The sequence below is a fragment of the Pseudomonas sp. MWU318 genome, assembly GCF_016756945.1.
Taxonomy (GTDB): Bacteria; Pseudomonadota; Gammaproteobacteria; order Pseudomonadales; family Pseudomonadaceae; genus Aquipseudomonas; species Aquipseudomonas putida_A.
The window spans coordinates 352,836-377,334 of the sequence record NZ_JAESJL010000005.1 but is presented as its reverse complement, the minus strand read 5'-3'; the positions used below and the strand labels follow the sequence as shown (position 1 = coordinate 377,334).

Below are 24,499 nucleotides of genomic sequence, written 5' to 3'. Positions count from 1 at the left end.
GTTACCAGTCGAGCGTCACCGTCAGCGTGTCGGTGTAGACACCTGCCGGAACCGCGCGGGTATTCGCCACCACCGTGCCAAACACCGGAATCGGTATCTGCGCACCGCTGGTGACAGCGAAATTGTGTTGTTGGCCAATGCTGTAGCGTTGGCTGCCGGAGGCATCCAGAAAGAGTTGATAAGGCAGGGTCTGGCGCCCGTTGCTCAGGCGGCGGGTGGTGCCGTCGCCGTGGCTGCCGCCGTCGATGGTGACGGTGAAACCGGTGACCGAGGGATTGCAGGCGACGTTCAGCTTGCCGCTGCTGTCGCCGTCGAGACTGGCCTTGATCGGCGCGTTCCAGGTCGGCCCTTGCTGACCGAAATCGAGGGTGCCCAGATTGCTCACCGGGATCGCCGGGGTGGCGCTGTTGGTGACTTCGCACCCGGCGATCAGGATCAGCCGCGCATTGATCTGCCCACTGATCGCCGCCTGTGCGTCGTCAGCGAGCAACAGCAACGTACCCGTGGCGATAACCATCCAGTGCTTGCCTGTCATTGCGTCCGTCCTACTCCTTCAGGATGCCTGCGTACCTTGCGTTCAGCATTGAACGCCCCTTCCCTGCGCAACCCGCTTCCAGCGAATTGCCTGAAATCCTGCACTCACCAGGTCACGGTGACTTTCACCAGATCCGAATAGCGGCTGACCTGCGGCACCTGCGCCAGACGCTCGATCCGCGCGTACAGCGGCAGCTCCACCGTGCCGGTGTCCGGCACCCGGCCGCTGACTGGCACGTTCACCACCAGCGGCACCCGGCGCGCCGCGTCCTGATACAGCCGATATGGAATCGGCTGGCTCCCCGCCGCCCCCGCCATGTAGCGAACCTCGCCAGCGCCGCCATGCAGGCCACCGTCGACCTGCAGTTGATACGGCGTGTCGGGGTTGCACTCCAGGCGCGGCAACCGTTGGTTGGTCAGCGCCGCACCCAGTGGCCCGGCCGGGTCGTCGAGACGCGCAGTACTGCCGAAATCCAGCACGCCCAATTGTTCGATACCCGCCTCGCGCTGCTGGCCGATCAACTGGCAGCCACGCTGCACGTCAACGCGGACTTCGACCTGAAGATCCGCCGCATGCACCGAGGCCCCAAGCACCCCGAGCAGGCCCATCACCACACGTACAATCACTGTCCCATTCCTTGTGAGGGAACATCCTGGATGACGTTACTGTGTTTCAGGGTAGCAACGGACGACGAATCCGCCAGTCGATTGGATCCATGGATCTGCCGGGATATGTTTCGAAAGTTTGGCAACACGGCGAATTACATCGCTGAAAATAGCTGTACGTCCCGCACAAATCTGTTCAGTGATCGCCCACTGTCGACGAGCCGCGATGGAAGCCGGGCGCAGCCTCTGGTTACACTACGTCGCCGCGCTCCCGGGCGCCGGTCTGATGAACACGGAGTGACTGCACTGTGCCCTCTCGAGCGCCCAAACGATCGCCACTGACCCTGCGCTGGTCGGCGCTGCGCCGCTGGTTCGCCAAGGGCCGGCCCGCGCATGCCGGGCATGACGCGAATGCCCAGTCGATCCGCGATTATTTCCGGCACAAGGCCCATGGTCAGGGTTACACCCTCAGCCACAGCCAGCAGCGGGTGATCGATTGCATGGCGCAGCAGGCCAGCCTGTTGTTCGGCGCCAGGCCGCAAACGCCGCCGAGCCTGTACCTGCATGGTGCGGTAGGACGTGGCAAGAGCTGGCTGCTCGACGGTTTTTTCCAGGCTCTGCCCACCGCGCAGAAGCAGCGCGTGCACTTCCATGCATTTTTCGCCCGCCTGCATCAGGGCATGTTCGAGCATCGCAAACAGGACGATGCCCTCGATGTCACCCTTGATGAGCTGTTACACGACTGCCGGGTACTGTGTTTCGACGAATTCCATGTGCATGACATCGGCGATGCGATGCTCATCACCCGCCTGTTCAAGGCCTTGTTCCAGCGCGGCATCCTGCTGCTGGTGACCTCCAACTATCCACCGGAAGGCTTGCTGCCCAACCCGCTCTATCACGCGCGCTTCAAACCGGTGATCGACTTGATCAACGCCCGCATGCAGATCATGGAAGTCGGCGGCCCGCATGATTACCGCAGTCAGGCGAGCAATCATGCGCATCAGTTGTTCACCCAGGGCCACTATGTATGGCCAGCCACCGCGACCCAGCGCCAGGCGCTGAACCTGCCGCCCGAAGGTGCCCCGGCCATTGCGCTGCCGGTGGGCAGCCGACACGTTCAGGCGCGCCTGTGCGATGGCAGCCGGGTCGCTTTCACCTTCAGCGACCTGTGCGAGCAACCGACAGCGGTGATGGATTACCTGGAGCTGTGCCGGCGTTTCGACCAGTGGATCATCGACGACCTGCCGGAACTCGGTGAGTGCTCGATCGCCGCACAACAGCGCTTCATCAACCTGATTGACGTGCTCTACGACCAGGACAAGCACCTGACCCTGCTCAGCCGCTTGCCACTGCGCGAGGCCCTTGGCGGCAATGCCATCGATCTGGCGCGCACCCGCAGTCGCCTGGGGCAGTTGCAGGAAATCCACTGATCCCATTGATCACCACCGATTACCACCGATTACCACTGTGGGAGCGAGCTTGCTCGCGAAAGCGGAGTGTCAATGACAAATCACTGACTGACAGGACGCCTTCGCGAGCAAGCTCGCTCCCACAGAGGATCAGAGTGTTCTTCAGTGCAAACCCAGGCTTTGCCGTTATCATGTCGCCCATTCCGAGCGCCCGGCGCTTCTTTCCTTAGATAGTGAACATCCCATGCACACCCTTGCTCAATTGCGCGCCGGCGAGTTGTCGGGCATTACCCGGCTGGATCTGTCTTGCGGCCTGACCGAGTTCCCCCGGGAGATTTTCGAGCTGGCCGATACGCTGGAGGTGCTCAACCTCAGCGGCAACGCCTTGAGCAGTCTGCCCGACGACCTGCACCGCCTGACCAGGATGCGCATTCTGTTCTGCTCGGACAACCGCTTCACCGAAGTGCCGGAATGCGTCGGAAAATGCGCTGCGCTGACGATGATCGGCTTCAAGGCCAACCGCATCAGCCACGTGCCGGGCGCAGCACTGCCGCCGCTGCTGCGCTGGTTGATCCTGACCGACAACTGCATCGAAAGCCTGCCCACCGAACTGGGTGAGCGCCCGTATCTGCAAAAACTGTTGCTGGCCGGTAATCGCCTGCAAGCGCTGCCAGACTCCATGAGCAAGTGCCATCGCCTGGAGCTGATCCGCATCGCCGCCAATCGCCTGCGTGAACTGCCGCAGTGGCTGCTGACCCTGCCGAGCCTGACCTGGCTGGCGTATGCCGGCAATCCGCTGGAAACCGAAGCCGATGCCGCCGCGCTGGAAGCCACGCCGCTGATCGACTGGTCGGCGCTGCGTCTGGAACAACGGCTGGGCGAAGGCGCCTCGGGGGTGATTTCCCGGGCGCAGTGGCAGCGCGCCGACGGCTCGCAGGTGCCGGTCGCGGTCAAGCTCTATAAAGGTGAAATGACCAGCGACGGTTCGCCGCTGCACGAGATGAACGCCTGCATCACCGCGGGCTTGCACCCGAACCTGATCCGCGTGGAAGGCCGTATTCACGGGCATCCCGATGGCCAACAGGGGCTGGTGATGCAACTGATCGACCCAAGCTTTCGTAACCTGGCGGCATTGCCGAGCCTGGCGAGCTGCTCGCGGGATGTGTATGCCGAGGACTGCCGCTTCAGTGCCGAAGTGGCGCTGAACATTGCCAAGGGCATCGCTTCGGCGGCCGAGCACTTGCATCAACAGGGCATCACCCACGGCGACCTCTACGGCCACAACATTCTGCTGAACGATCAGGGCGATTGCTTGCTCGGGGATTTCGGCGCGGCGTCGTTCCATGCCACCACCGACAACCTGGAAACCCGGGCACTGCAACGCATCGAAGTGCGGGCGTTCGGGGTTCTGCTCGGGGAATTGCTGGCGCGCATCGACTCAGGGCTGAGCGATGAACGACGCGAGCGGCTGCAAGCGCTGGAACAGCGTTGCTGTCAGGCAGATGTGCTGGCGCGGCCGGGGTTCAGCGAAGTGATTCAGGTATTGCACACATAATCACAAAAAGATCGCAGCCTGCGGCAGCTCCTACAGGGTTATGTGTACACCTGTAGGAGCTGCCGCAGGCTGCGATCTTTTGATCTTAGCCCGCCAGACCGACAAACATGTCCTGCACGTCGTCGTGGTTGTCGAGGCCTTCGAGGAACGCTTCGACTTCGGCCATCTGCTCGTCGCTCAGGCCGCTGACCGGGTTCTTCGGCTGGTAGCCGAGTTTGGCCGACAGCACCGTGAAGCCTTGCTCAGGCAGGGCTTTCTGCACGGCGTCGAGGTCGGTCGGATCGGTCAGGAACAGGGTCGCGCCCTCTTCGCCCGGCTCGAAGTCCTGGGCACCGGCCTCGATCGCGGCCATTTCCGGATCGGCGTCCGGGGTGTCCGGTGACGCTTCGATCATGCCGACGTGGTTGAAGTCCCAGGCCACCGAACCGGAAGCGCCAAGTTGACCCTTGCGGAACGCCACGCGGATTTCCGCGACGGTGCGGTTGATGTTGTCGGTGACGCACTCGACGATCAACGGAACCTGATGCGGTGCGAAACCTTCGTACGTCACGCGGTGGTACTGCACGGTTTCGCCCAGCAGGCCGGCGCCTTTCTTGATGGCGCGGTCCAGGGTTTCCTTGGGCATCGAGGCTTTCTTGGCCTGTTCGACCACCAGACGCAGGTGTGCGTTGGTGGCGGTATCGGCACCGTTGCGGGCAGCGATGGTGATTTCTTTCACCAGTTTGCCGAAGATCTTGCCCTTGGCGTTGGCTGCCGCTTCTTTGTGTTTAACCTTCCACTGTGCGCCCATTACTCACTCTCTTGATCTGTGGCGCCGAGACATCTATTGGCCGACGCGTGGCGCCAAGTTTATACGGCCTAAAGTCGGCAATCGACCAAAAAAATTCATTGTTGAATCGACATCTTCACCACACCTTGTAGGGCGTTTCTGAAAAACCCAATGGCCATGACCATTCGTGCTCGCGTTTTCGTACCCTCTGCCGTCCGTATTACCCCACAGAGCCCGTATGAATGCTCAATGACCAGGAAAGCCCGTACACCCTGACCCTGATCCTGACCGATGGTCAGCTGTGCCTGCCGGTGCTGCGTTTCAACGGCAAGGAAGCACTCAATCAGTCTTTTCGTTTCGAGATTGACGTGATCGGTCTGGCCCCGGCCCTGGCACCGGGCAGCCTGCTGCGCCAACCGGCGTTCATGCGCCTGGGTGTCGATCACGGAATTCACGGCCTGATCCACAGCGTCAATTGCGAGCATCGCGCCAGCCACCGCATCGGCTACAGCTTGACGCTAGTCCCGCACCTGTTGAATCTGGAGCAGTCGCCGCGGCGCCGGGTCTTCGTGCAAGCGAGCGTGCCGGCGATCATTGCGCAACTGCTCGAAGAACATCACCTGCCGACGGACAGTTACCGGATCGAGATGAGCGTCGGCCAGTACCCGCCACGGGAATTTTGCCTGCAGTACGAGGAAAGCGACCTGACCTTCCTGCAACGGCTGTGTGAGGAGGAAGGCATTCACTATCACTTCGAACATCGCCCGGACGGGCATGTGGTGGTATTTGCCGATGACAACCTGAGCCTGCCGCAGGAACCGCTGCCAGTGCCGTTTGCCGCTTCCGACGATACGCCATCACCACGCATCAGCACGCTGCTGCAGCGTCATGACGCGACACCGGTCATGGCCGCGCCGGGCATTCGCAACCGGGGTCAGGCGGTCATCACCGCAGACGCGGCCAACCACGCCGTGCCAGCGCTCACACCGCAGAACCTTTCCAGCGACCAACGCCACACCGAACAGCGCAGCCGGCGCCATCTGCAGCGCCAGCGCTGCCAGTCGCGCACGATTCGGGGATCCGGCGATTGCAGCGCGTTGCGCAGCGGTCATCTGGTGCACATCAGCGAACACCCGATCAATGCCTTCAACGAGCAATGGCTGATCACTGAGCTGCACCATCAAGGCCAGCACCCCTCGATCCTCGATCCGACAACCGACGTGCATCATTATCGAAATGACTTCTGCGCCCTGCCCTGGTCGAGCGATTTTCGCCCGCCCCTGGCGCAACCGCGCCCGAACATCGGCGGCTATCACCTGGCAAGAGTGCTGGGATCGCCCGGCCAGCCAGCCGCACTGGATGATCGCGGGCGCATCGGCGTCAGTCTCTGGCCGGCGCAGACAGCTGAAGCTGCATGCCTGTGGCTGCCGATCGCGCTGACCGGCACCGGCCGGCTCGCCGCCCACCAGCTGCCCCGCGCCGGCAGTGAGGTGTGGGTCAGCTTCCTCGACAGCGACCCGGATCGACCGATCCTCTGCCTCGCCAACCCGCGTCCCGCACCACCGAACGAAACGCCACCACCGCGCGACAGCAGCCTGTTGCTCGATTGGCTGCTGCACGGAGCTGATCCGTAAGCGCCGCAGATATTGGAATTGAGGACAGCTGCCGAATACTGGTTGACTCGGAGGTCGCTATCGGGAGCAGGCTCACTCCTACAGTTGGATTGGGTGCGGGCAGTTGGAGATTGGTCGGCTCGTAGGCCGCCATCGCTGGCAAGCCAGCTCCCACAAGATCAAGATCAAGATCAAGATCAAGATCAAGATCAAGATCAAGATCAAGATCAAGATCAAAAGATCGCAGCCTTCGGCAGCTCCTACACAGGTCGAGTGTCAGCTCGCCGAAAGCTCTTGATCTTGCCGTGCCGGCCCCTTCGGCAGGCTGAGTGGAGGGGTTTATCCGGGGGGTGGGAGCGCAGCGACGTTTGGCGCAGCCAAACACATCGAGAGGAGGTGCAGCGAAGCAAACCGGAGGCGATGCCCCCGGATGAACCCCGGAGCGAAGGAACCCGAGCCTAAGCGAGGGCCGTACGCCGGGGCCAAGCCTTTTGCTTACTTTTCGGCGTCTGGAAAAGTGAGTCGCTGTAAGAGCGAAACCATAAGAAGCCGTTACCGCAGAAACGGATATGTACTCGGTAACCCAAAAGAACGCAGCGCTCGCCAGCCCCCAATCACCCCTTGTCAGCCTTCCCCGCCGCCGCCGCAAACCTCGCCAACCGCACATCCAGATGCCGCGGCCGCCGCCCATGATCCTCAGCCCGCTCCTTGCGCCGGATCGCATTACGCACCATCAACGACCCCAGATACCGAATCGGCTCCGGCGGAAAATACCCCAGCGGCCCGTTCACCAGTGGCGAACGGGTCCAAGGGTTATCAAGCCCCTGCACCAACGAAGCAAGAATCTGCCCGCCCATGTGACACGGCCCGACACCACTGCCGGAATACCCAAAGCCATAAAACACATTGCCACTGGCACTCATTTGCCCAAAAAACGGCAACCCGGTGACCGATCGATCCGACGGCCCATTCCAGGTCGCATCCACCTTGACCTCGGCAAACGCCGGAAAAAACTCCCCAAGGCTGCGCTTGAGCAAATCCGCATAGGGCGATGGCTGATCGAACACCGGCAACATCCGCCCACCAAACGCGAACGTATTGCCACCCTTGCCAAGCATAATCCGGCCGTCCGGCGTGTTGTGGTAGTAGTGCACGAAAATCCGCGAATCGAGCACCGTAACGCCGCTGGTCAAACCGATGTCCTGCAGCAGATCGGGGCGTGGCTCGGTGATCAGCATGTCGCTGGAAACAATCGCCACGCTGCGTTCGAACTGCGGAAAAGCGCGGGCCATCCACGCGTTCATCGCCAGTACCACGCGGTCGGCTATTACGCAGCCGCCAGCAGTGTGAATACGCGCCGGACGGCCCTCCTCCAGGCCGGTCATCGCCGTGTTCTCGTGGATCTTCACGCCCAGTTGCAACGCCACCCGACGCAAGCCGCGCACCAGTTTGCCCGGTTGCACACTGGCCGCCGCTGGCGAGAACCAGCCTTCCAGATGCTTGCTGGAACCGGCCATGCGCTGCACATCGGCCAGCGGACGCTGGGTGAACGAGTTGATGCCGTTGCGCTCAAGCGCCGCGATCACGGCGTCGGTCGAACCGACCTGCGCCTGGTTGGTGGCGGTGTACAGCGTGCCGTCGAGGCGGTAATCGGCATCGACGCCGAACCGTTCGCAGAACGCGCCGATGGCGTGGATGCTGCGCTCGGACTCCTTGACCAGGCGCACCGCCTCCTCGACGCCGAACAGCCGCTCGAGGGTGAAATACTTGGCCGACCACGACAACGCGCAACCACCGTTGCGCCCACTGGCACCGGCGCCGCAGATATCGGCTTCGATCAGCAGCACATCGAGTTCCGGGTTCTGCTGCTTGAGCATGATCGCCGTCCACAACCCGGTGTAGCCGCCGCCGACGATGCACACGTCAGTGCGCACTTCGCCTTGCAGCGACGGGCACGTCGCGGATGGCTCGGCCTGCAAGGCTTGCTCTAGCCAAAACGGTCGCATGGGATTCTCCAGTCAGATGGCCACGACACAGCCTGCCGCGAACGCCGCAGCAGGCCGCGAGGCAAGGGTTTTCAGTTACGCAGGGGTTTGATGGTCAGCGGGCAATTGGGAATGGACGCGCGCGGTTCCATCACCCCGACCGGGCGGCTGTTCCAGTGCGGAATCAGCACCAGCGCCGAGAACAATGCGCAGCCGGCGAAGACGATGAACACCGTCACCGAATCGAAGTAACCCGGCAGCAATCCGCCGAGTACCGCGCCGACCGAGCCGCAACCGTTGACGAAACCGGCTGCCGTGGCACCGGCCTTGGCCTTGCCGAAGTCGATGGCGGCCGCGCCGCTGATCATCGAATCCGGCCCGTACAGGGTCAGGCCCATGACAAACAGCAACGCCACCACCAGCATCACGCTGCCGGTGTGCAACGAGCCCATGAACAGCGCCAGGGTCACGGTCAGCGCCAGCAGGCTGAGGACGCAGGCCGGCATTCGCCGGGCGCCGAACAGTTTGTCCGAGGCCAGACCGATCATGATCGGCCCGAGCAGACCGGCCAGTTCAAACGAGGTGGGAATGATCGCTGCGCCGACCTTGCCGACACTTGGCATCTGCTCGAAGACGATCACCGGCCCCCACAACAGAATCGCGTAACGCGCCGGTTTCAACATGAAATACGCCAGGCCCAGCACCAGCACCGTGCGGTTGCGCAGGATTTCCTTCAACGGCTCCCAGACGCTGAGCTTGCTGTTGGCTTCGGTTTCCGCGGCACTGAGTTCCGGCTCCGGTTCCACCGCCGGCAGGCCGACGTCTTCCGGTTTGTTGCGCTGAAAAATGAAGAACAACAGCGCCACCACCGCGACCACCACCGCGCTGGAAATGAACGCCGCGTGCCAGGTGCCCATCAGCGTATACGCCCACCAGCCGGCGAACGGCGAGGCCACCAGACCGCCAAACGCATAGCAGGAACTCCACAATCCGAGCACCCGCCCGCGCTGCTGCGCCGGGAAGAAACTGCCGAGGTTTTTGCACAATCCCGACCAGCCAGTGGACTGCGCCAGCCCCTGGATCAGCATGCAGGTGGCGAAGATCGGCAAGGTGGCAAAACTGCCCATCACCAATGCCGCGCCAGCGGAAATCAGCAGCCCGCCAAGCACCACGACCCTTGGGCCGAAACGGTCGGCAAGCATGCCCCAGGTGAATTGGCCGATGGCGTAGGCCGCCAGATAGATCGCATCGAGGTTGGCCATGGCCATCTTGTCGAGCATGAAGGTCGGGTCTTCGGCGATGCCCAGTTTGGCCACCGAGAACGCTTTGCGGGTGAAATAGAAAGCGGCGTACGCGAGCCAGGTGACAGCGAAAATCTGCATGCGCCAACGCGCAATGGTGCCGATGTGCTTGTTCATTGTGGTTCTGACCTCAGGGTGTGAGTGTGCCGGCAGAATCGTTAAGTAAACGCCTGTGTTTTTATTGTTGAGCACTGCGCCAGCGCCCCATCCCTGATGGCGATAGCGGTCAGATGAGTCCTGTTGTTGCACGCACAGGCTCATCGCCAACGCTGCTGTCCGAGCGGACAGTCAGCGCTGGCGTGAGCGGATCAAAGCAATTACTGTTTAATAAATAAAATCGATTTATCGTATTTCACACATAAGCTCAGCTTGTTACTGGAGGCTGCATGTCGGTGTCCCACGCCCAGCTCAAAGCCTTCCACGCCGTGGCCGTCCATGGAAGCTTCACCAAAGCCGCCGAACGGCTTTTTCTCACACAACCGGCAATTTCCGACCAGGTGCGCAAACTCGAAGAGCGCTTTGGTGTGTTGCTGTTCCATCGCAACAAGCGTTCGGTGCGCCTGACCGATCTCGGTGAGCGGCTGCTGGCGATTACTCAGCGGCTGTTTGTGATCGAGGCTGAAGCCCAGGAACTGCTGCAGGAATCCCAGGCGTTGCAGACCGGCAGCCTGATTCTCGCAGTGGACGCACCGATACACGTGCTGCCGCAGATCGCGCGGTTCTGCGAGCGGTATCCGGGGATCAGCGTGAAGATCGAAACCGGCAACACCGATGAATCGCTGTTTCGCCTGTTCAACTACCAGGCCGATCTGGCGCTGCTCGGGCGTGATGTCACTGATGAACGTCTGCTGTGCGTGCCGCTGCGTAACGACCCGATGGTGGCGTTCGTTTCGCGCCATCACCCGTGGGCCGAGCGCGAGTCGATCTGTCTGGCCGATCTCGATGACACGCCGCTGGTGCTGCGCGAGCACGGCTCGGTAACCCGCCAGACCCTGGAAGAGGAAATGGCCCGCGCCGGTTTTCGCATTCGTCCGGCAATCCAGGTCGAGGGCCGGGAGGCGGCGCGCGAGGCGGTGGTGGTGGGGATCGGTGTGGGGGTGGTATCAGCGGCGGAGTTTGGCGCGGATTCGCGAGTCTGCGCGTTGCCGATTACCGATTGCACCCGACGATTGACCGAGACGCTGGTGTGCTTGCGCGAGCAGAGTTCGCGGCGGGTGGTGGCGACGTTTCTCGATATGGTGCGCGAGAGCCTGACCTGACCCACCTCCTGTAGGAGCTGCCGCAGGCTGCGATCTTTTGATTTTGCTTTTAAAAACAAGATCAAAAGATCGCAGCCTGCGGCAGCTCCTACAGGGGATATGGGCATAGCGCAATTCCTGTGGGAGCGAGCTTGCTCGCGAATGAGGCGCCGCGAATTGTCAGGCCGGCGCCAGACCGAAGAACGCCTGGATCAGGCGCAACTCCCGCCGCCGCTCCATACAGCCAATCATGTGCCGATTGACCAGCCCGTCGCCGACAATCGGAATTGCCACCACCCGCGGGTCATGGCTGACCTCCACCGACGACACCACGCCCACCCCCAGCTCCGCCGCCACCGCTTCGGTCACCGCCTCACGGCTGTCCAGTTCCAGCAGAACCCGTGGATTGACCGCCGCCTGCGCACACGCCTGATCAAAGGTACGGCGGGTGATCGAACTCGGCTCGCGCAACACCATGATCACCTGATCCAGCTCCTTGAGCTTCACTTCGCCGGCACGCTGCGCCCACGCATGCGCCGCCGGCACCAGCGCACAGATCCGCGATTCGCTCAACGCTTGCAGATGCAGGCCCTTGCGCGGTTCGACCTCGGTCAGCACCGCCACGTCCGCATGCTCGGACAACAGCGCGGCGAGGGTTTCCTGCGCATTGCCCAGACGCAGGTTCACCGTTATTCCGGGATAGCGCGCACGCAGGCTGGCGAGCATCGGCATGACCATGTGCGGACCGTCCGCCGCCACTTCGAGGCGCCCGGTAAGCAACTGACGATTGGCTTCGAGCAGGGTCTGGGCTTCTTCGGCCAAACCGAACATCGCGCGGGTGATCGCCGCCAGTTTGGTGCCCTCCTCGGTCAGTTCGACCCGACGCGCGGTGCGCCGTAACAGGGTGATCTGGTAGTGCTCCTCCAGCGCCTTGATGTGTCCGGTGACCGCCGGCTGACTGATGAACAGGCGCGCCGCGGCGCGGGTGAAGCTGCCTTCCCGGGCCACGGCGTCGAAGGCGCGCAGCTGGAACAAATTCATGAATAACCCTCACTGATGGCTGGCATAACAACAAACAATTTGATTGATAGACCGCCGAATTGCAACGTATGCCCCGTAGCTTCATCCCACAGCGCTAACGCGAGGACACACGAATGAGTACTGCCGCACCCATCCTGCTCACTCCCGGCCCGTTGACCACGTCGGCCCGCACCCGCCAGGCAATGATGATCGACTGGGGGTCATGGGATGACCGCTTCAACCAACTGACCGCCAGCCTCTGCGAGCAATTGCTGGCAATCCTCAACGGCGCCGCCACTCACTACTGCGTGCCATTGCAGGGCAGCGGCACCTTCGCTGTCGAAGCGGCCATCGGCACGCTGGTGCCGCGTGACGGCAAGGTGCTGGTGCTGATCAACGGTGCCTACGGCAAGCGTCTGGCGAAGATCTGCGAAGTGCTCGGCCGCTCGTTCAGCACCTTCGAAACCGCCGAAGACGAACCGACCACCGCTGCCGACGTCGACCGCCTGCTGCGCGCCGATGGCGACATCACCCATGTCGCGCTGATCCACTGCGAAACCAGCACCGGCATCCTCAACCCGCTGCCGGAAATCGCGGACGTCGTGCAACAACACGGCAAGCGCCTGATCATCGATGCCATGAGCTCGTTCGGCGCACTGCCTGTGGATGCGCAAAAAGTCCCGTTCGATGCGCTGATCGCCGCCTCGGGCAAGTGCCTGGAAGGCGTGCCGGGGATGGGTTTTGTTTTCGCCCGCAAGGAATCGCTGGCAGCAGCGGCCGGCAACTCGCATTCGCTGGCGATGGACCTGTATGACCAGCACACGTATATGCAGAAGACCGGCCAGTGGCGTTTCACCCCGCCGACCCACGTGGTCGCGGCGCTGCACGAAGCGTTGCTGCAATACAACGAAGAAGGTGGACTGCCTGCTCGCCATGCGCGCTACGCCGCCAACTGTCAGGCGCTGATGGAAGAGATGGGCAAGCTCGGCCTGCGCAGCTTCCTGCCGGCAGCGATCCAGGCACCGATCATCGCCACCTTCCATGCCCCGCAAGATCCACGCTACCAGTTCAAGGACTTCTACGAACGGGTCAAGGCCAAGGGTTACATCCTCTACCCCGGCAAACTGACTCAGGTCGAAACCTTCCGCGTCGGCTGCATCGGCCACGTCAGCCCGGACCAAATGCGCGAGGCCGTGGCGGCAGTGGGTGAAGTGCTGCGCGAGATGGAAGTGCTAGAGATCTAACCCGCACCAAAAATCCCTTTGTAGGAGTGAGCCTGCTCGCGATTGCGTTTCAGCATTCACCGACGATGGCGACTGACACACTGCTATCGCGAGCAGGCTCACTCCTACAGTTTGAATCGCATTCCAATACAGGATTCTGACCAAAATGAACTACACCAACCCAAGCAAACTGCAAGCCGCGATCCTCGACTGGGCCGGCACCGTGGTCGATTTCGGCTCGTTCGCACCGACGCAGATCTTCGTCGAAGCCTTCGCCGAGTTCGACGTTCAGGTGTCCATCGAAGAAGCCCGTGGCCCGATGGGCATGGGCAAGTGGGACCATATCCGTACCCTGTGCGATCAGCCGCAGGTGGCCGAGCGTTATCGCAAAGCGTTCGGCCGCACCCCGACCGACGATGACGTGACCGCGATCTACAACCGCTTCATGCCGCTGCAGATCGAGAAGATCGCCGAGCACTCGGCGCTGATTCCCGGCGCACTGGAAACCATCGCCAACCTGCGTCAGCAAGGGATCAGGATCGGTTCCTGCTCCGGCTACCCGAAACAGGTGATGGACAAGGTCGTGGCCCTCGCTGCCACTAATGGCTACGTCGCCGACCACGTGGTCGCCACCGACGAAGTGCCGAACGGTCGCCCATGGCCGGCTCAGGCCCTGGCCAACGTGATTGCGTTGGGCATCGATGATGTTGCGGCCTGCGTGAAGATCGACGACACCGTGCCGGGCATCCTCGAAGGCCGTCGCGCCGGGATGTGGACCGTGGCGCTGATCTGCTCGGGCAACGCGCTGGGCCTGGATTACGCCGGCTACCGGGCGCTGGGCAGCGACGAACTGGCCAGCGAACGCAAACGCATCCATGCATTGTTCGCCGATTCCCGTCCGCACTACATGATCGACACCATCAGCGACCTGCCGGAAGTGATTGCCGACATCAACAAGCGTCTGGCCAACGGTGAAATGCCGCAATCGAGCTGATTGCTTCTTTTGTCAAAACAACAAAAAACGCCAGGGTCTTCGCGACGCTGGCGTTTTTTTTATGGCTGAAGCCTTGAGTCAGCGCATTGAAACTCCGATCAGCCTCAGGCAAATCCGCCAAAGCGGATTACAGTTAAAGCATGCCGTCGCACAAGAACGGCACGTGGCGACCCTGATCTGTGAGGAAACACCGTATGCCGTGGACAAGTTCCGAATCCCGCTACAGCACCGTGTCCGTGCTGCTGCACTGGCTGATGCTGGTCCTGTTGATCCTGGTGTATGCCAGCATGGAGTTGCGCGGGATTTTTCCCAAAGGCAGTGGCGGCCGCTCACTAATTCGCGAAGTGCATTACATGCTCGGCCTGACCGTGTTCGTGCTGGTGTGGTTTCGTCTGGTGGCCCGCAGCATCGGCCCGGCACCGAAAATCTTCCCGGCGTCCCCCCAATGGCAGACCTTGCTGGCGCGGGTGATGCACTGGCTGTTGTACCTGTTCATGATCAGCATGCCGATCCTCGGCTGGCTGATCACCAGCGCCGAGGGGCATCAGGTGATGTTCTACGGCTTCGATCTGCCGCTGCTGGTTCATGAAGACAAGGCATTCGCCAAGCAGGTGGAGCACTGGCACGTATTGATCGGCAATATCGGCTACTGGCTGATCGGCCTGCATGCGCTGGCCGGGCTTTATCACCATTATGTGGTGGGTGATAACACCTTGTTGCGGATGATGCCCAAGCGCGCGGAACGCTGAAGCCCAGGTTTGAAAAGTCATTGTGGTGAGGGGATTCATCCCCGATGGGGCGCGTAGCGACCCTGAAAGAAAGGGCTGCTGCGCCGCCCATCGGGGATGAATCCCCTCACCACAGGGTTACTCATTCATCTTGTAATGAATCCGCGGCGCCCCTGCAAACCGCCCGTGTGCACAAAGATCAGCCGGGTGCCTGACTCAAATCTGCCGGACTCGATCTGCTCCTTGAGCGCCAACAACGCCTTGCCGGTATACAGCGGCTCTAGCGGTAGGCCGCTACTGCGCTCAGTGCTCTCGATGAACTCAAGCAACACCGGATCAACCTTGGCGAAACCACCGCGGCTCGCGTCGAACAACGCGTAGTCCGCCACGGCAAGACCCGCCTCCCGAACAATCGCCTCCACCTGCGGTGCCACGCCATGATCATCGGGCACCGCCAGCGCGCCGTAAACCGGACGCTCTCCCGCCTCCGCGAGTACCAGCCCTGCCAGGGTCGTCCCGGTGCCGCACGCCAGCCACCAGCCGTGGAAATCGTTCCAGCCCAGCGTGCTCAGTTGGTAACTCACCTGTTGCTTGAGGGCTTTACAGCCCAGCGCACCGGCCAATCCGCCACCGCCCTCCGGCACTGCGTGCAGATTCGGGTACTGCGCCTGCCAAGGCTCCCAGAAGCCGGGCTCATGTCGCGCCCGATAGCCGCCGTAACCGAGCCAGTGCAGTTGCATGCCGAATGCCTGCAGATCGGTAACCGTGGGCGTTTGCTGTGGATGGCCACGCAACAGGCCGACCGTTTCGAAACCCAGACGCTTGCCAGCCGCCGCGAGTGCGTGCAGATGATTGGAATGCGCGCCACCGAGGCTGATCACGCCCTGCGCACCGGTGCGGTCGGCGGCCTTGAGATGCTCGGTGAGTTTGAACCATTTGTTGCCGCTGATCAGCCGGTCGATCTGGTCCAGACGCAGGATCGCGACCTCGATTCCGGAGGTGGTGAGCCAGTCGAGTTGAAGCAATTCGAGGGGGGCTTGGGGTAGCCAGTCAGAGGGAAAAAGCATCAGCGTCGCAGCATCAGAAAAAACCAATACTAACAGCACCCAAAAAACCTGTAGGAGCTGCCGCAGGCTGCGATCTGTTGATCTTGGTCTTTAAAAGCAAAATCAAAAGATCGCAGCCTGCGGCAGCTCCTACAAGAGGTGGGGGGTTAAAGCTCAGCTGCCAGACGCGAACCCTGGTTGATCGCGCGCTTGGCATCCAGCTCCGCCGCCACATCGGCGCCGCCGATCAGGTGCACGTTCTGTCCCGCTGCCACCAGCCCCTCCTGCAGATCACGCAGCGGATCCTGGCCGGCACAGATCACGATGTTGTCCACCGCCAGCACTTGCGGCTCGCCGGTTTCGCCGATGCGGATGTGCAGGCCTTGATCGTCGATTTTCAGGTATTCGACGCTGTTGAGCATCTGCACCTGCTTGTTCTTCAGACCGGTGCGGTGAATCCAACCGGTGGTCTTGCCCAGACCATCGCCGACCTTGGTTTTCTTGCGCTGCAACAGGAACACTTCGCGAGCCGGCGCGTGCGGCGCTGCTTTGATCCCGGCCACGCCACCACGGGCTTCCAGGTTCGTGTCGATGCCCCACTCTTTCCAGAACGCCGTGCGATCCAGACTGGTGGCCACGCCTTGGTGCACAAGGAACTCGGAGACGTCGAAACCGATCCCGCCGGCGCCGATCACGGCAACGCGTTTGCCCACCGGTTTGCGCTCTAGGATCACGTCCAGATAGCTCAGCACCTTGGCGTTGTCCACGCCCGGAATCGCCGGCACACGCGGCGCGATGCCGGTGGCGAGGATGATTTCGTCGTAACCGCCCTCGACCAGCTTCGCCACGTCGACGCGGGTATTCAGGCACACCTCGACATTCGTGGTCTGCAGCTTGCGCTTGAAGTAGCGCAGGGTTTCGAAGAATTCTTCCTTGCCCGGCACACGCTTGGCGATGTTGAACTGGCCGCCGATTTCGCTGGCGGAATCGAACAGGGTTACCTGATGACCGCGCTCGGCGGCCACGGTCGCGGCGGACAGACCGGCAGGGCCGGCACCGACCACGGCGATCTTCTTGATCTGCTGCACCGGCAAATAGTTGAGCTCGGTTTCATGGCAGGCACGCGGGTTGACCAGGCAACTGGTGAGCTTGCCGCCAAAGGTGTGATCGAGGCACGCCTGGTTGCAACCGATACAGGTGTTGATTTCGTCGGCGCGGCCTTCGGCGGCCTTGTTGACGAAGTCCGGGTCGGCGAGGAACGGCCGTGCCATCGAGACCATGTCGGCATCGCCTTCGGCCAGAATCTGCTCGGCGATTTCCGGGGTGTTGATGCGGTTGGTGGTGATCAGCGGAATGTTCACCGAACCACGCAGTTTGGCGGTGACCTTGCTGAATGCCGCGCGCGGCACTTTGGTGGCGATGGTCGGGATCCGCGCTTCGTGCCAGCCGATGCCGGTGTTGATGAGGGTCGCGCCGGCCTGCTCGATGGCTTTGGCTAGGGTCACGATCTCTTCCCAACTGCTGCCGCCCTCGACCAGATCGAGCATCGACAGACGGAAGATGATGATGAAGTTCGGCCCGACCGCTTCACGTACACGACGGACGATTTCCACCGGCAGGCGCATGCGGTTTTCGTAACTGCCGCCCCAGCGGTCGGTACGGTGGTTGGTGTGCGCGGCGAGGAACTGGTTAATGAAATAACCTTCCGAGCCCATGATCTCCACTCCGTCGTACTCGGCGCTCTGCGCCAGTACCGAGCAGGTGACGAAATCGCTGATCTGTTTCTCGATGCCTTCCTCGTCCAGCTCTTTTGGCTTGAACGGGTTAATCGGCGCCTGAATCGCACTCGGCGCGACCTGTTTCGGGCTGTAGGCATACCGCCCGGCGTGGAGGATCTGCATGCAGATCTTGCCGCCCGCCTCGTGCACTGCGCGAGTGACGATGCGGTGCTTGAGCGCTTCTTCCTCGGTGGTCAGCTTGGCTGCGCCGGAGTACACGCCGCCCTCGTCGTTCGGGCCGATACCGCCGGTGACCATCAGGCCGACGCCGCCACGGGCACGCTCGGCGAAGTACGCTGCCATGCGCTCGAAGCCGCCCGGTTTTTCTTCAAGGCCCGTGTGCATCGAGCCCATCAGGGTGCGGTTGCGCAACGTGGTGAATCCCAGGTCCAGCGGGGCCAACAGGTGCGGGTAATGAGCGGCGGTCATCGGTAACTCCACAACGAGCGATCACGGAAATTGCGGGAGCTCTGCGTCCCCCGTCAGTCATGTTCGACAGACTAAGAGTCGCACTGCTGTCACTCAATGACCGAAACTGACAACTTATTGATCCAAATGCGCAGCGCCCCTTGGCAAGCGCAGGCATGCGCCCTACCCTAGTCGCCACACCCTGTACCCGGCTGTTGTTGGTTTTCATGCGCAAACTTCTGTATCTGTTTTTCTCCATGGCCATCGTTGCCGCCCTGACCACCTACGCCATGTGGGCGGCGGACCGGCCGGCGGGGCATTACCTGTCGGACCTGCGCATCAAACTGGCGGTCGATCAGGGCACGCCTGCCGACCGTGGCAATCTGCTGGGCATCCAGCCGGAACTGTTTCCCACCGACTACCAAAGCCCGGAACGCCTGCACCGCAAACTCGCGGCCTACCTGCAGCAGGCACAGGATCAGGGGCTGCTGAACGAAAAAACCGTGGTGGTACTGCCCGAGCATGTCGGCACCTGGCTGATGATCAGCGGCGAGAAAGACGAGCTCTACCAGGCGCCGACTCTGGTCGAAGCGATGAACTGGCTGGCGGCGAGTAATCCGTTGCTGTTTGCCCGCGCCTGGCTCACTGCCAAGGGCGAAAATCGCCTCGACGACGCGCATCTGCGCATGAAGTCCAAAGCCATGGCCAAGGATTACCAGACGTTATTCGGTGGTCTGGCCAAGGAATTCCACGTCACACTGGTGGCCGGCTCCATTGTCCTGCCCGAACCGAGCATTCGTGATGGCCAGCTCAAGCCCGGTAGCGGCGCGCTGTTCAACAGCAGCGTGGTATTCGGCCGTGATGGCGTGCCGCTGGGCCAGCCCCAGCGGCAGATGCACCCGATCTTCGAGCAACGTGACGTGATCGGAAGCGAAGACGAGCACGCGATCAACGTGGTCGATACCCCGGCCGGGCGTCTGGGTGTGCTGATCGGCAGCGACAGCTGGTACCCGGACAACTATCGCCGACTCGACGAGCAAGGCGCGCAACTGGTGGCGGTGCCGGCCTTCGTCGTCGGTCACGGTGCGTGGGATCAGCCGTGGGCCGGTTACAAGGGTTCGAGTACACCGGGGTCGGTCAGCCTCAAGCCCGGGGAAATCAGTGAAGGTCAGGCCTGGCATCGCCTGACACTGACCGCGCAACCGCCGAGCAGTCGTGCGATCGCCGGCATGAGCGTGTTCCTGCGCGGCCAGTTCTGGGACAAGCCCGGTTCGGGGCAAAGCTTCCTCAGCAGCAACGGCCAGCAATTCGCCGATGGCGAAGCCCGTGGCGCGCGTCTGCTGAACATCTGGTTGTAGGCCATGAAGCCGCTGCCGATGCGCCTGGGGGATCTGTCGGTAGGTTTCGTGCATAGCCTCGCTGATGCCGTGCGCAGCCATGGTGCCGATCCGCAACCGCTGCTCGAACAATATGGACTGGATGCCGCGCGATTGGCCGAGGCCGGCGCGCGGTTGTCGATTCCGCGCTACATGCGTCTGGGGCACAGCGCGATTCAGTTGACCGGCGATCCGGCGCTAGGCCTGCGCATGGGCCAGCTCAGCCGCTTGAGTCAGGCCGGGCTCGCCGGGGTCACCGCCGCACAAGCGCCGACCGTACGTGAGGCCGCCCGTTGTCTTATCCGCTTCGAGCCGCTGTACGGCTCCAATTATCGCGGGCAGTCGAGTTTTCACGAAGACGCCCATGGCGCCTGGCTGCGCTTCTATTCGATCAGTCCGTACAACGCCTATAACCGTTTTGTAGTGGATTCGATCATCGCCGGCTGGTTGCATCAGCTGTCCAGCGTCGGTCGCGAGCCACTGCGCGCCGAACGCATCGAGATCGAATTTGACGCGCCGGACTATCGCGACGCCTACAACGTCTTGGGCGACTGCCCAATCCAGTTCGGCGCCGAACGCAATCAATTGCGCCTGAACCTGAACAGCCTCGCACAGCGTAATCCCGAGCACTGCCCGAGTACCTGGCGGCATCTGCTGCAATTGTGTGAACGAGAACTGGAGCAATTGACCCGCACCCGCAGCCTGCGTGAACGCATCACTCAACTGCTGGGGCCGTTGCTCAATGGTGGCCGGGAACCCGACCTGGAAGAAGTGGCGGCGCGCCTGAAACTGCCGACCTGGACCTTGCGCCGCAAACTGGCCGAGGAAGGCACGCAGTTTCGCGCCATCCTCAATGACACCCGCCGTGATCTGGCGATGACCTACATCCGCGACACCGAACTGGCGTTCGGCGAGATCGCCTACCTGCTGGGCTTTGCTTCAGCCGAGGCGTTTCAACGCGCCTTCAAGCGCTGGAGCGGCCAGACCCCCGGCGAGTTTCGCCGCAGTCACCGCAAAACCGCCTGACACCTTACAACTCGGTGGCGTCTTCGGCCGGCTCTGGCTGATCCAGTTCATACGCCTGGTATTCGAGCAGTTCTTCTTGATAGTCGTCCATCGTGTGATCCCCCTGCTGCCCGTTTGAAAATAGCCCGGTCAACTGACCAGTGCCTCGAGCCTATCGTGCCCGTATGAAGGAAAAGTGACATCCCGCCTTCATGAATAAAACGTAGCAGGTGGTCAGGAATTTATCGCGGGATTTTTGTCGGGGGAATGTAACGAGATTTGAGTACACCACAAAACAAATGTGGGAGCGGGCTTGCTCGCGAAGGCGTCAGTACATTCAGCATTGATGTGACTGAACAACCGCTTTCGCGAGCAAGCCCGCTCCCACATGGGATGTGTGTGTTACTGCATCGCCGGAATCGGCTCCGATGGCGGCGGGATATTGGTCGGGTTGGCCGGCGGCGTGATCGTTTCGCTGGCCGGTGCTGGTTCAGCACTCGGTGCCGGGGTGATCGGCGCTGACTCGGCCGGCGGCACCACTGGCTCAGAACCCGTTGGCGTCGGCGCAACCGGAGCGGGGGCCGGGGTCGCTGCCGGGGCTGCCGGCGTCATGTTTTGGGCAGGCTCGACAATCCCGGCTGGCGGCGGTGCAGGCGTTGCCTCTACCGCCGGTGCGGGTGTAACCGGCGCTACAGCGGCAGGCTTGGGCTCAGGCACACCGAGATCGGTCTTGGGTTTTTCTTCGATGTGCGCGGCTTTTTTCGCATCGGCTGGCAGGAACAGCTCAACCAGCGTGAAGAAACGCTCGTAGAACTTCTGCGAGGTCACGGTCTCACTGGCCACCTTGACCATCGAATCGTCGGATGAGCCGATCGGCATCGACACCGAACCCAACACACCAACCCCGAGGCTGGCGGAGTTGTTGGTCTTCTTCAGCGCATAGCGATCCTGCAAGGCGTTGGCGAACACCGTGGCATGGTGCTTGGAGCTGCCGTCTTCGGTACACACCACATTGAAGCTGATCTCCATGTGGGTTTCACCGGTTTGCTGGAAGCTTTTGTGGCCACTGATCAGTTTCGGGTCACTGCTGGTGATGATGTAGCCCTGGCTGAGCAACGCACGACGGGCCGCCTCGCAACTCGCGGTGTCAGCCACCGGATAATTGCGCGAGAACGTGCCGGAATCATCGAAGTTCTCATGCTCATAGATCGGCTTGTCCTTCGAACAGCCAGCAACAGCGGTCAACAACAGCGCCAACCCAACGACACGCATGGGAGTTGAAATCAACATTGAACATCCTGAGGGAAAACAGTCCGGGGCGTATTGTGCAACAGAACTTGGCCCTGCGGCGCATGGATTGTGTCTTAAAGCCGTTACAACCCTATTGACCCTTGTTTGCCGGAAAAAGTCGCAGCGACAAGTGATCGATGAAGACGCGCAATTTGGCGGTGGCATGGCGACTGGAGGGCCACAACACCCAGAACTGACCGGTGTGTTTCATATGCGCATCCAGCACTCGCTGCAAACGCCCCTGCGCCACATCCTCATGGGTCATGAAATCCGGCAGGCAGGCGATACCCATCCCTGCCAGGGCTGCATGATTGACGGCTTCGATGGAAGTGGTGACCAGCCGCGTCGGCAAGCTCGGCTCCGGCGCGCCCTCCTCGCCAATCAATGGCCACGGCTCCAGCTTGCCAGTGGCATGAAAGGTGTGCCGCAAGCAGGCGTGCTCCGCCAGATCGGCGGGGATTTGCGGCACGCCGCGCTGCTGCAGATACAACGGGCTCGCCACCAGCACCATGTGAAACTCGCCCAAGGGCCGCGCCATCAGGCGTGAATCACGTGGCTGACCGGTACGAATCACTGCATCAAAGCCCTCCTCGACCACGTCAACCATGCGATCAGTCAGATCCAGATCCAGCTCGATCTGCGGGTACAGCGCCATGAACTCATTCATCACCGGCATTACCAGCCCGTGCACCTGCGGCAGGCTGATGCGCAGTTTGCCATGGGGTTGTGATGCGGAATCGCAAAGTTCGAACTCGGCGGCTTCCACCTCGGCGAGAATTTTGCGACAGCGTGCGAGAAATAGCGTGCCCTCGCTGGTCAGGGTGATGCTGCGGGTAGTGCGATGAAACAGCCGCACGCCCAATCGCGCCTCCAGCCGGGCGATACTTTTGCCCACCGCTGAAGCCGACACGCCCTGCAGCCGCCCAGCCTCGGTAAAACTGCGGGTCTCGGCGACCTGAACAAACACCGAAATACTGCCCAGACTGTCCATTCCACCCCTCCGATTCACGACATCCATGTCCGATATGTTCGGAACCGTAACCCATTTTTCTCCAATGCGCAGCGCCCTAGCCTATGGCCTTCACCCACTTCGGCACATGGACGCTGACTCATGAACGACGCACAACTGACCTCGGCCCTCACCCAGCCACTCGACACCCGCGAACGATTGCCCCTCGGCGCCCTGCTGGCCCTGGCCACCGCCGGCTTCATCACGGTGCTGACCGAAGCCATGCCCGCCGGCCTGCTGCCACAAATGAGCGCGGGGCTGAATGTCTCCCAGGCACTGATCGGGCAACTGGTCACGCTGTACGCGATTGGCTCGATGCTCGCCGCCATTCCGCTGACCATCGTCACCCGCAGCTGGCGTCGTCGGCCATTGCTGCTGTCAGCCATCGGCGGCTTCGCCATCGCCAATAGCATCACCGCCGTGTCGGAGTGGTACTGGCTGACCCTGATAGCACGTTTGCTCGCCGGGATATTTGCCGGGCTGCTGTGGGCGTTGCTGGCAGGCTACGCCAGCCGCATGGTTGCCCCACACCTGCAAGGCCGGGCAATCACCGTCGCCATGCTTGGCGCGCCACTGGCACTCTCGCTGGGCATCCCGGCCGGCACGCTACTCGGCACTCTGGTCGGCTGGCGCCTGAGCTTCGCCATCATGACTGCGCTGACGCTGTTGCTGGTGATCTGGGTGCGCTGGCAAGTGCCGGACTTTGCCGGAGAACACGCAGGAAAACGCCTGCCTCTGCGTCAGGTCTTCGCCCTGCCCGGCGTACGCTCGGTGTTGTTCGTGACCTTGACCTACGTGATCGCCCACAACCTGCTGTACACCTACATCGCGCCATTCCTGCAACCGTCGGGACTGGCCAGCGATATCGACCGGGTGCTGCTGGTGTTCGGCCTCGCCTCAGTGCTGAGCCTATGGATCGTCGGCAGCCTGATCGATCACTGGCTACGCGAACTGGTGCTGATCAGCACGCTACTGTTCATGCTATCGGCCACCGCTCTTGGCCTGTGGCGAGAATCGGCGACCGTGATCTACATCGCCGTCGCCGTGTGGGGTCTGGCGTTTGGTGCGATGCCTTCGCTGCTGCAGACTGCCTCGGCGAAAACCGCTGGAGAGGCTGCCGATACGGCGCAGTCGATGCTGGTGACCCTGTGGAATGTCGGAATTGCCGGGGGTGGCCTGGCGGGTGGTTTGCTGCTGGGGAATCTGGGGGTTGGGGGTTTTCCGTGGGTTGTTGTGGGGTTGCTGGTTTTGACCTTGTATGCGGCGCTCATTGCGCGAGGTCATGGGTTCGCGGGGGTGAGGTGATGGGTTTGCCTGTCGCGGATTGGTTGACCGATCGACCGCCTTCGCGAGCAGGCTCGCTCCTACAGTGGGGTTGAGTGTGGGCAGTCAGAGATTGGTCGGCTGACAGGCCGCCATCGCTGGCAGGCCAGCTCCCACAAGATCAAGATCAAAAGATCAAAAGATCGCAGCCTTCGGCAGCTCCTACACAGGCCGAGTGTCAGCTCGCCGAAAGCTCTTGATCTTGCCGTGCCGGCCCCATCGGCAGGCTGAGTGGAGGGGTTTATCCGGGGGAAGGAGCGCAGCGACGTTTGGCGAAGCCAAACACATC

General features: G+C 61.9%; 21 protein-coding genes. 10 read left to right on the top strand and 11 right to left on the bottom strand.

All coding sequences use genetic code 11. The features are described from left to right. Nucleotide 1: 1 nt before the first annotated feature. Nucleotides 2-535, bottom strand: coding sequence for a Csu type fimbrial protein (locus tag JN524_RS14830; protein ID WP_096795681.1), 534 nt, complete (start codon nucleotides 533-535; stop codon nucleotides 2-4). A gap of 104 nt (nucleotides 536-639) precedes the next feature. Beyond that, nucleotides 640-1,161: a Csu type fimbrial protein gene (locus JN524_RS14825; RefSeq protein WP_337248654.1), complete on the bottom strand. Its 522-nt coding sequence runs from the start codon at nucleotides 1,159-1,161 to the stop codon at nucleotides 640-642. Between the two features lie 287 nt (nucleotides 1,162-1,448). On the opposite strand from JN524_RS14825, the gene zapE reads away from it, so the two are divergent. Together zapE and JN524_RS14815 are read left to right on the top strand one after the other, a co-directional pair. Beyond that, nucleotides 1,449-2,570: a cell division protein ZapE gene (gene zapE, locus JN524_RS14820; RefSeq protein ID WP_202369802.1), complete on the top strand. Its 1,122-nt coding sequence runs from the start codon at nucleotides 1,449-1,451 to the stop codon at nucleotides 2,568-2,570. 223 nt (nucleotides 2,571-2,793) lie between these two features. Next, nucleotides 2,794-4,104 (top strand): protein kinase, encoded by a 1,311-nt coding sequence (locus JN524_RS14815; protein ID WP_202369801.1) that lies wholly within the window; start codon nucleotides 2,794-2,796, stop codon nucleotides 4,102-4,104. Nucleotides 4,105-4,189: 85 nt separating this feature from the next. On the opposite strand, the gene JN524_RS14810 is transcribed toward JN524_RS14815, so the two are convergent. Beyond that, the gene (locus tag JN524_RS14810) at nucleotides 4,190-4,894 is read right to left on the bottom strand and encodes a YebC/PmpR family DNA-binding transcriptional regulator (RefSeq protein WP_007961154.1); all 705 of its coding nucleotides are present in this window, start codon (nucleotides 4,892-4,894) and stop codon (nucleotides 4,190-4,192) included. A 221-nt stretch (nucleotides 4,895-5,115) separates the two neighbouring features. On the opposite strand from JN524_RS14810, the gene JN524_RS14805 reads away from it, so the two are divergent. Continuing rightward, on the top strand, nucleotides 5,116-6,507 hold the full coding sequence (locus tag JN524_RS14805) for a type VI secretion system Vgr family protein (RefSeq protein WP_202369800.1): 1,392 nt from the start codon (nucleotides 5,116-5,118) through the stop codon (nucleotides 6,505-6,507). A gap of 593 nt (nucleotides 6,508-7,100) precedes the next feature. On the opposite strand, the gene JN524_RS14800 is transcribed toward JN524_RS14805, so the two are convergent. Continuing rightward, nucleotides 7,101-8,492, bottom strand: a complete 1,392-nt coding sequence (locus JN524_RS14800) for an FAD-dependent oxidoreductase (protein ID WP_202369799.1) — start codon at nucleotides 8,490-8,492, stop codon at nucleotides 7,101-7,103. A gap of 71 nt (nucleotides 8,493-8,563) precedes the next feature. Further along, nucleotides 8,564-9,889, bottom strand: a complete 1,326-nt coding sequence (locus JN524_RS14795) for an MFS transporter (RefSeq protein ID WP_202369798.1) — start codon at nucleotides 9,887-9,889, stop codon at nucleotides 8,564-8,566. Nucleotides 9,890-10,158: 269 nt separating this feature from the next. Between JN524_RS14795 and JN524_RS14790 the strand changes: the two genes are divergently transcribed. Beyond that, on the top strand, nucleotides 10,159-11,031 hold the full coding sequence (locus tag JN524_RS14790) for a LysR family transcriptional regulator (RefSeq protein ID WP_202369797.1): 873 nt from the start codon (nucleotides 10,159-10,161) through the stop codon (nucleotides 11,029-11,031). Between the two features lie 159 nt (nucleotides 11,032-11,190). Here the strand turns inward: JN524_RS14790 and JN524_RS14785 are convergent, their stop codons facing one another. Next, nucleotides 11,191-12,051: a LysR substrate-binding domain-containing protein gene (locus JN524_RS14785; RefSeq protein WP_202369796.1), complete on the bottom strand. Its 861-nt coding sequence runs from the start codon at nucleotides 12,049-12,051 to the stop codon at nucleotides 11,191-11,193. Nucleotides 12,052-12,164: 113 nt separating this feature from the next. On the opposite strand from JN524_RS14785, the gene JN524_RS14780 reads away from it, so the two are divergent. The 3 genes from JN524_RS14780 to JN524_RS14770 all read left to right on the top strand — a co-directional run bounded on the left by JN524_RS14780 (nucleotide 12,165) and on the right by JN524_RS14770 (nucleotide 14,996). Beyond that, nucleotides 12,165-13,274, top strand: coding sequence for a 2-aminoethylphosphonate--pyruvate transaminase (locus JN524_RS14780; protein WP_202369795.1), 1,110 nt, complete (start codon nucleotides 12,165-12,167; stop codon nucleotides 13,272-13,274). 145 nt (nucleotides 13,275-13,419) lie between these two features. Then, nucleotides 13,420-14,247: a phosphonoacetaldehyde hydrolase gene (gene phnX, locus JN524_RS14775; RefSeq protein WP_202369794.1), complete on the top strand. Its 828-nt coding sequence runs from the start codon at nucleotides 13,420-13,422 to the stop codon at nucleotides 14,245-14,247. Between the two features lie 194 nt (nucleotides 14,248-14,441). Continuing rightward, complete coding sequence (locus JN524_RS14770; protein WP_134785965.1) at nucleotides 14,442-14,996, top strand: cytochrome b; 555 nt, start codon at nucleotides 14,442-14,444, stop codon at nucleotides 14,994-14,996. A gap of 125 nt (nucleotides 14,997-15,121) precedes the next feature. On the opposite strand, the gene JN524_RS14765 is transcribed toward JN524_RS14770, so the two are convergent. Beyond that, the gene (locus JN524_RS14765) at nucleotides 15,122-16,042 is read right to left on the bottom strand and encodes a 1-aminocyclopropane-1-carboxylate deaminase/D-cysteine desulfhydrase (protein ID WP_442964273.1); all 921 of its coding nucleotides are present in this window, start codon (nucleotides 16,040-16,042) and stop codon (nucleotides 15,122-15,124) included. Nucleotides 16,043-16,188: 146 nt separating this feature from the next. Next, nucleotides 16,189-18,228 (bottom strand): oxidoreductase, encoded by a 2,040-nt coding sequence (locus JN524_RS14760; RefSeq protein WP_202369793.1) that lies wholly within the window; start codon nucleotides 18,226-18,228, stop codon nucleotides 16,189-16,191. A 206-nt stretch (nucleotides 18,229-18,434) separates the two neighbouring features. Here JN524_RS14760 and JN524_RS14755 point away from each other — a divergent pair, with 206 nt between their 5' ends. Both JN524_RS14755 and JN524_RS14750 read left to right on the top strand, forming a co-directional pair. After that, entirely contained in the window at nucleotides 18,435-19,565 is a 1,131-nt protein-coding gene (locus JN524_RS14755) for a carbon-nitrogen hydrolase family protein (protein ID WP_202369792.1), read from the top strand. A gap of 3 nt (nucleotides 19,566-19,568) precedes the next feature. After that, nucleotides 19,569-20,609 (top strand): AraC family transcriptional regulator, encoded by a 1,041-nt coding sequence (locus tag JN524_RS14750; RefSeq protein WP_202369791.1) that lies wholly within the window; start codon nucleotides 19,569-19,571, stop codon nucleotides 20,607-20,609. 4 nt (nucleotides 20,610-20,613) lie between these two features. Here JN524_RS14750 and JN524_RS27340 read toward each other — a convergent pair whose 3' ends face one another. From JN524_RS27340 to JN524_RS14740, 3 genes are all read right to left on the bottom strand, one after another. Then, the gene (locus JN524_RS27340; protein WP_272929682.1) at nucleotides 20,614-20,742 is read right to left on the bottom strand and encodes a hypothetical protein; all 129 of its coding nucleotides are present in this window, start codon (nucleotides 20,740-20,742) and stop codon (nucleotides 20,614-20,616) included. Between the two features lie 248 nt (nucleotides 20,743-20,990). Continuing rightward, on the bottom strand, nucleotides 20,991-21,878 hold the full coding sequence (locus JN524_RS14745; RefSeq protein WP_202369790.1) for a DUF2242 domain-containing protein: 888 nt from the start codon (nucleotides 21,876-21,878) through the stop codon (nucleotides 20,991-20,993). 91 nt (nucleotides 21,879-21,969) lie between these two features. Beyond that, the gene (locus JN524_RS14740) at nucleotides 21,970-22,869 is read right to left on the bottom strand and encodes a LysR family transcriptional regulator (RefSeq protein WP_202369789.1); all 900 of its coding nucleotides are present in this window, start codon (nucleotides 22,867-22,869) and stop codon (nucleotides 21,970-21,972) included. A gap of 120 nt (nucleotides 22,870-22,989) precedes the next feature. Here JN524_RS14740 and JN524_RS14735 point away from each other — a divergent pair, with 120 nt between their 5' ends. Then, nucleotides 22,990-24,192 carry an MFS transporter gene (locus JN524_RS14735; RefSeq protein ID WP_202369788.1) on the top strand — a complete coding sequence of 401 codons (1,203 nt, stop codon included), beginning with the start codon at nucleotides 22,990-22,992 and terminating at the stop codon, nucleotides 24,190-24,192. Nucleotides 24,193-24,499 lie beyond the last annotated feature (307 nt).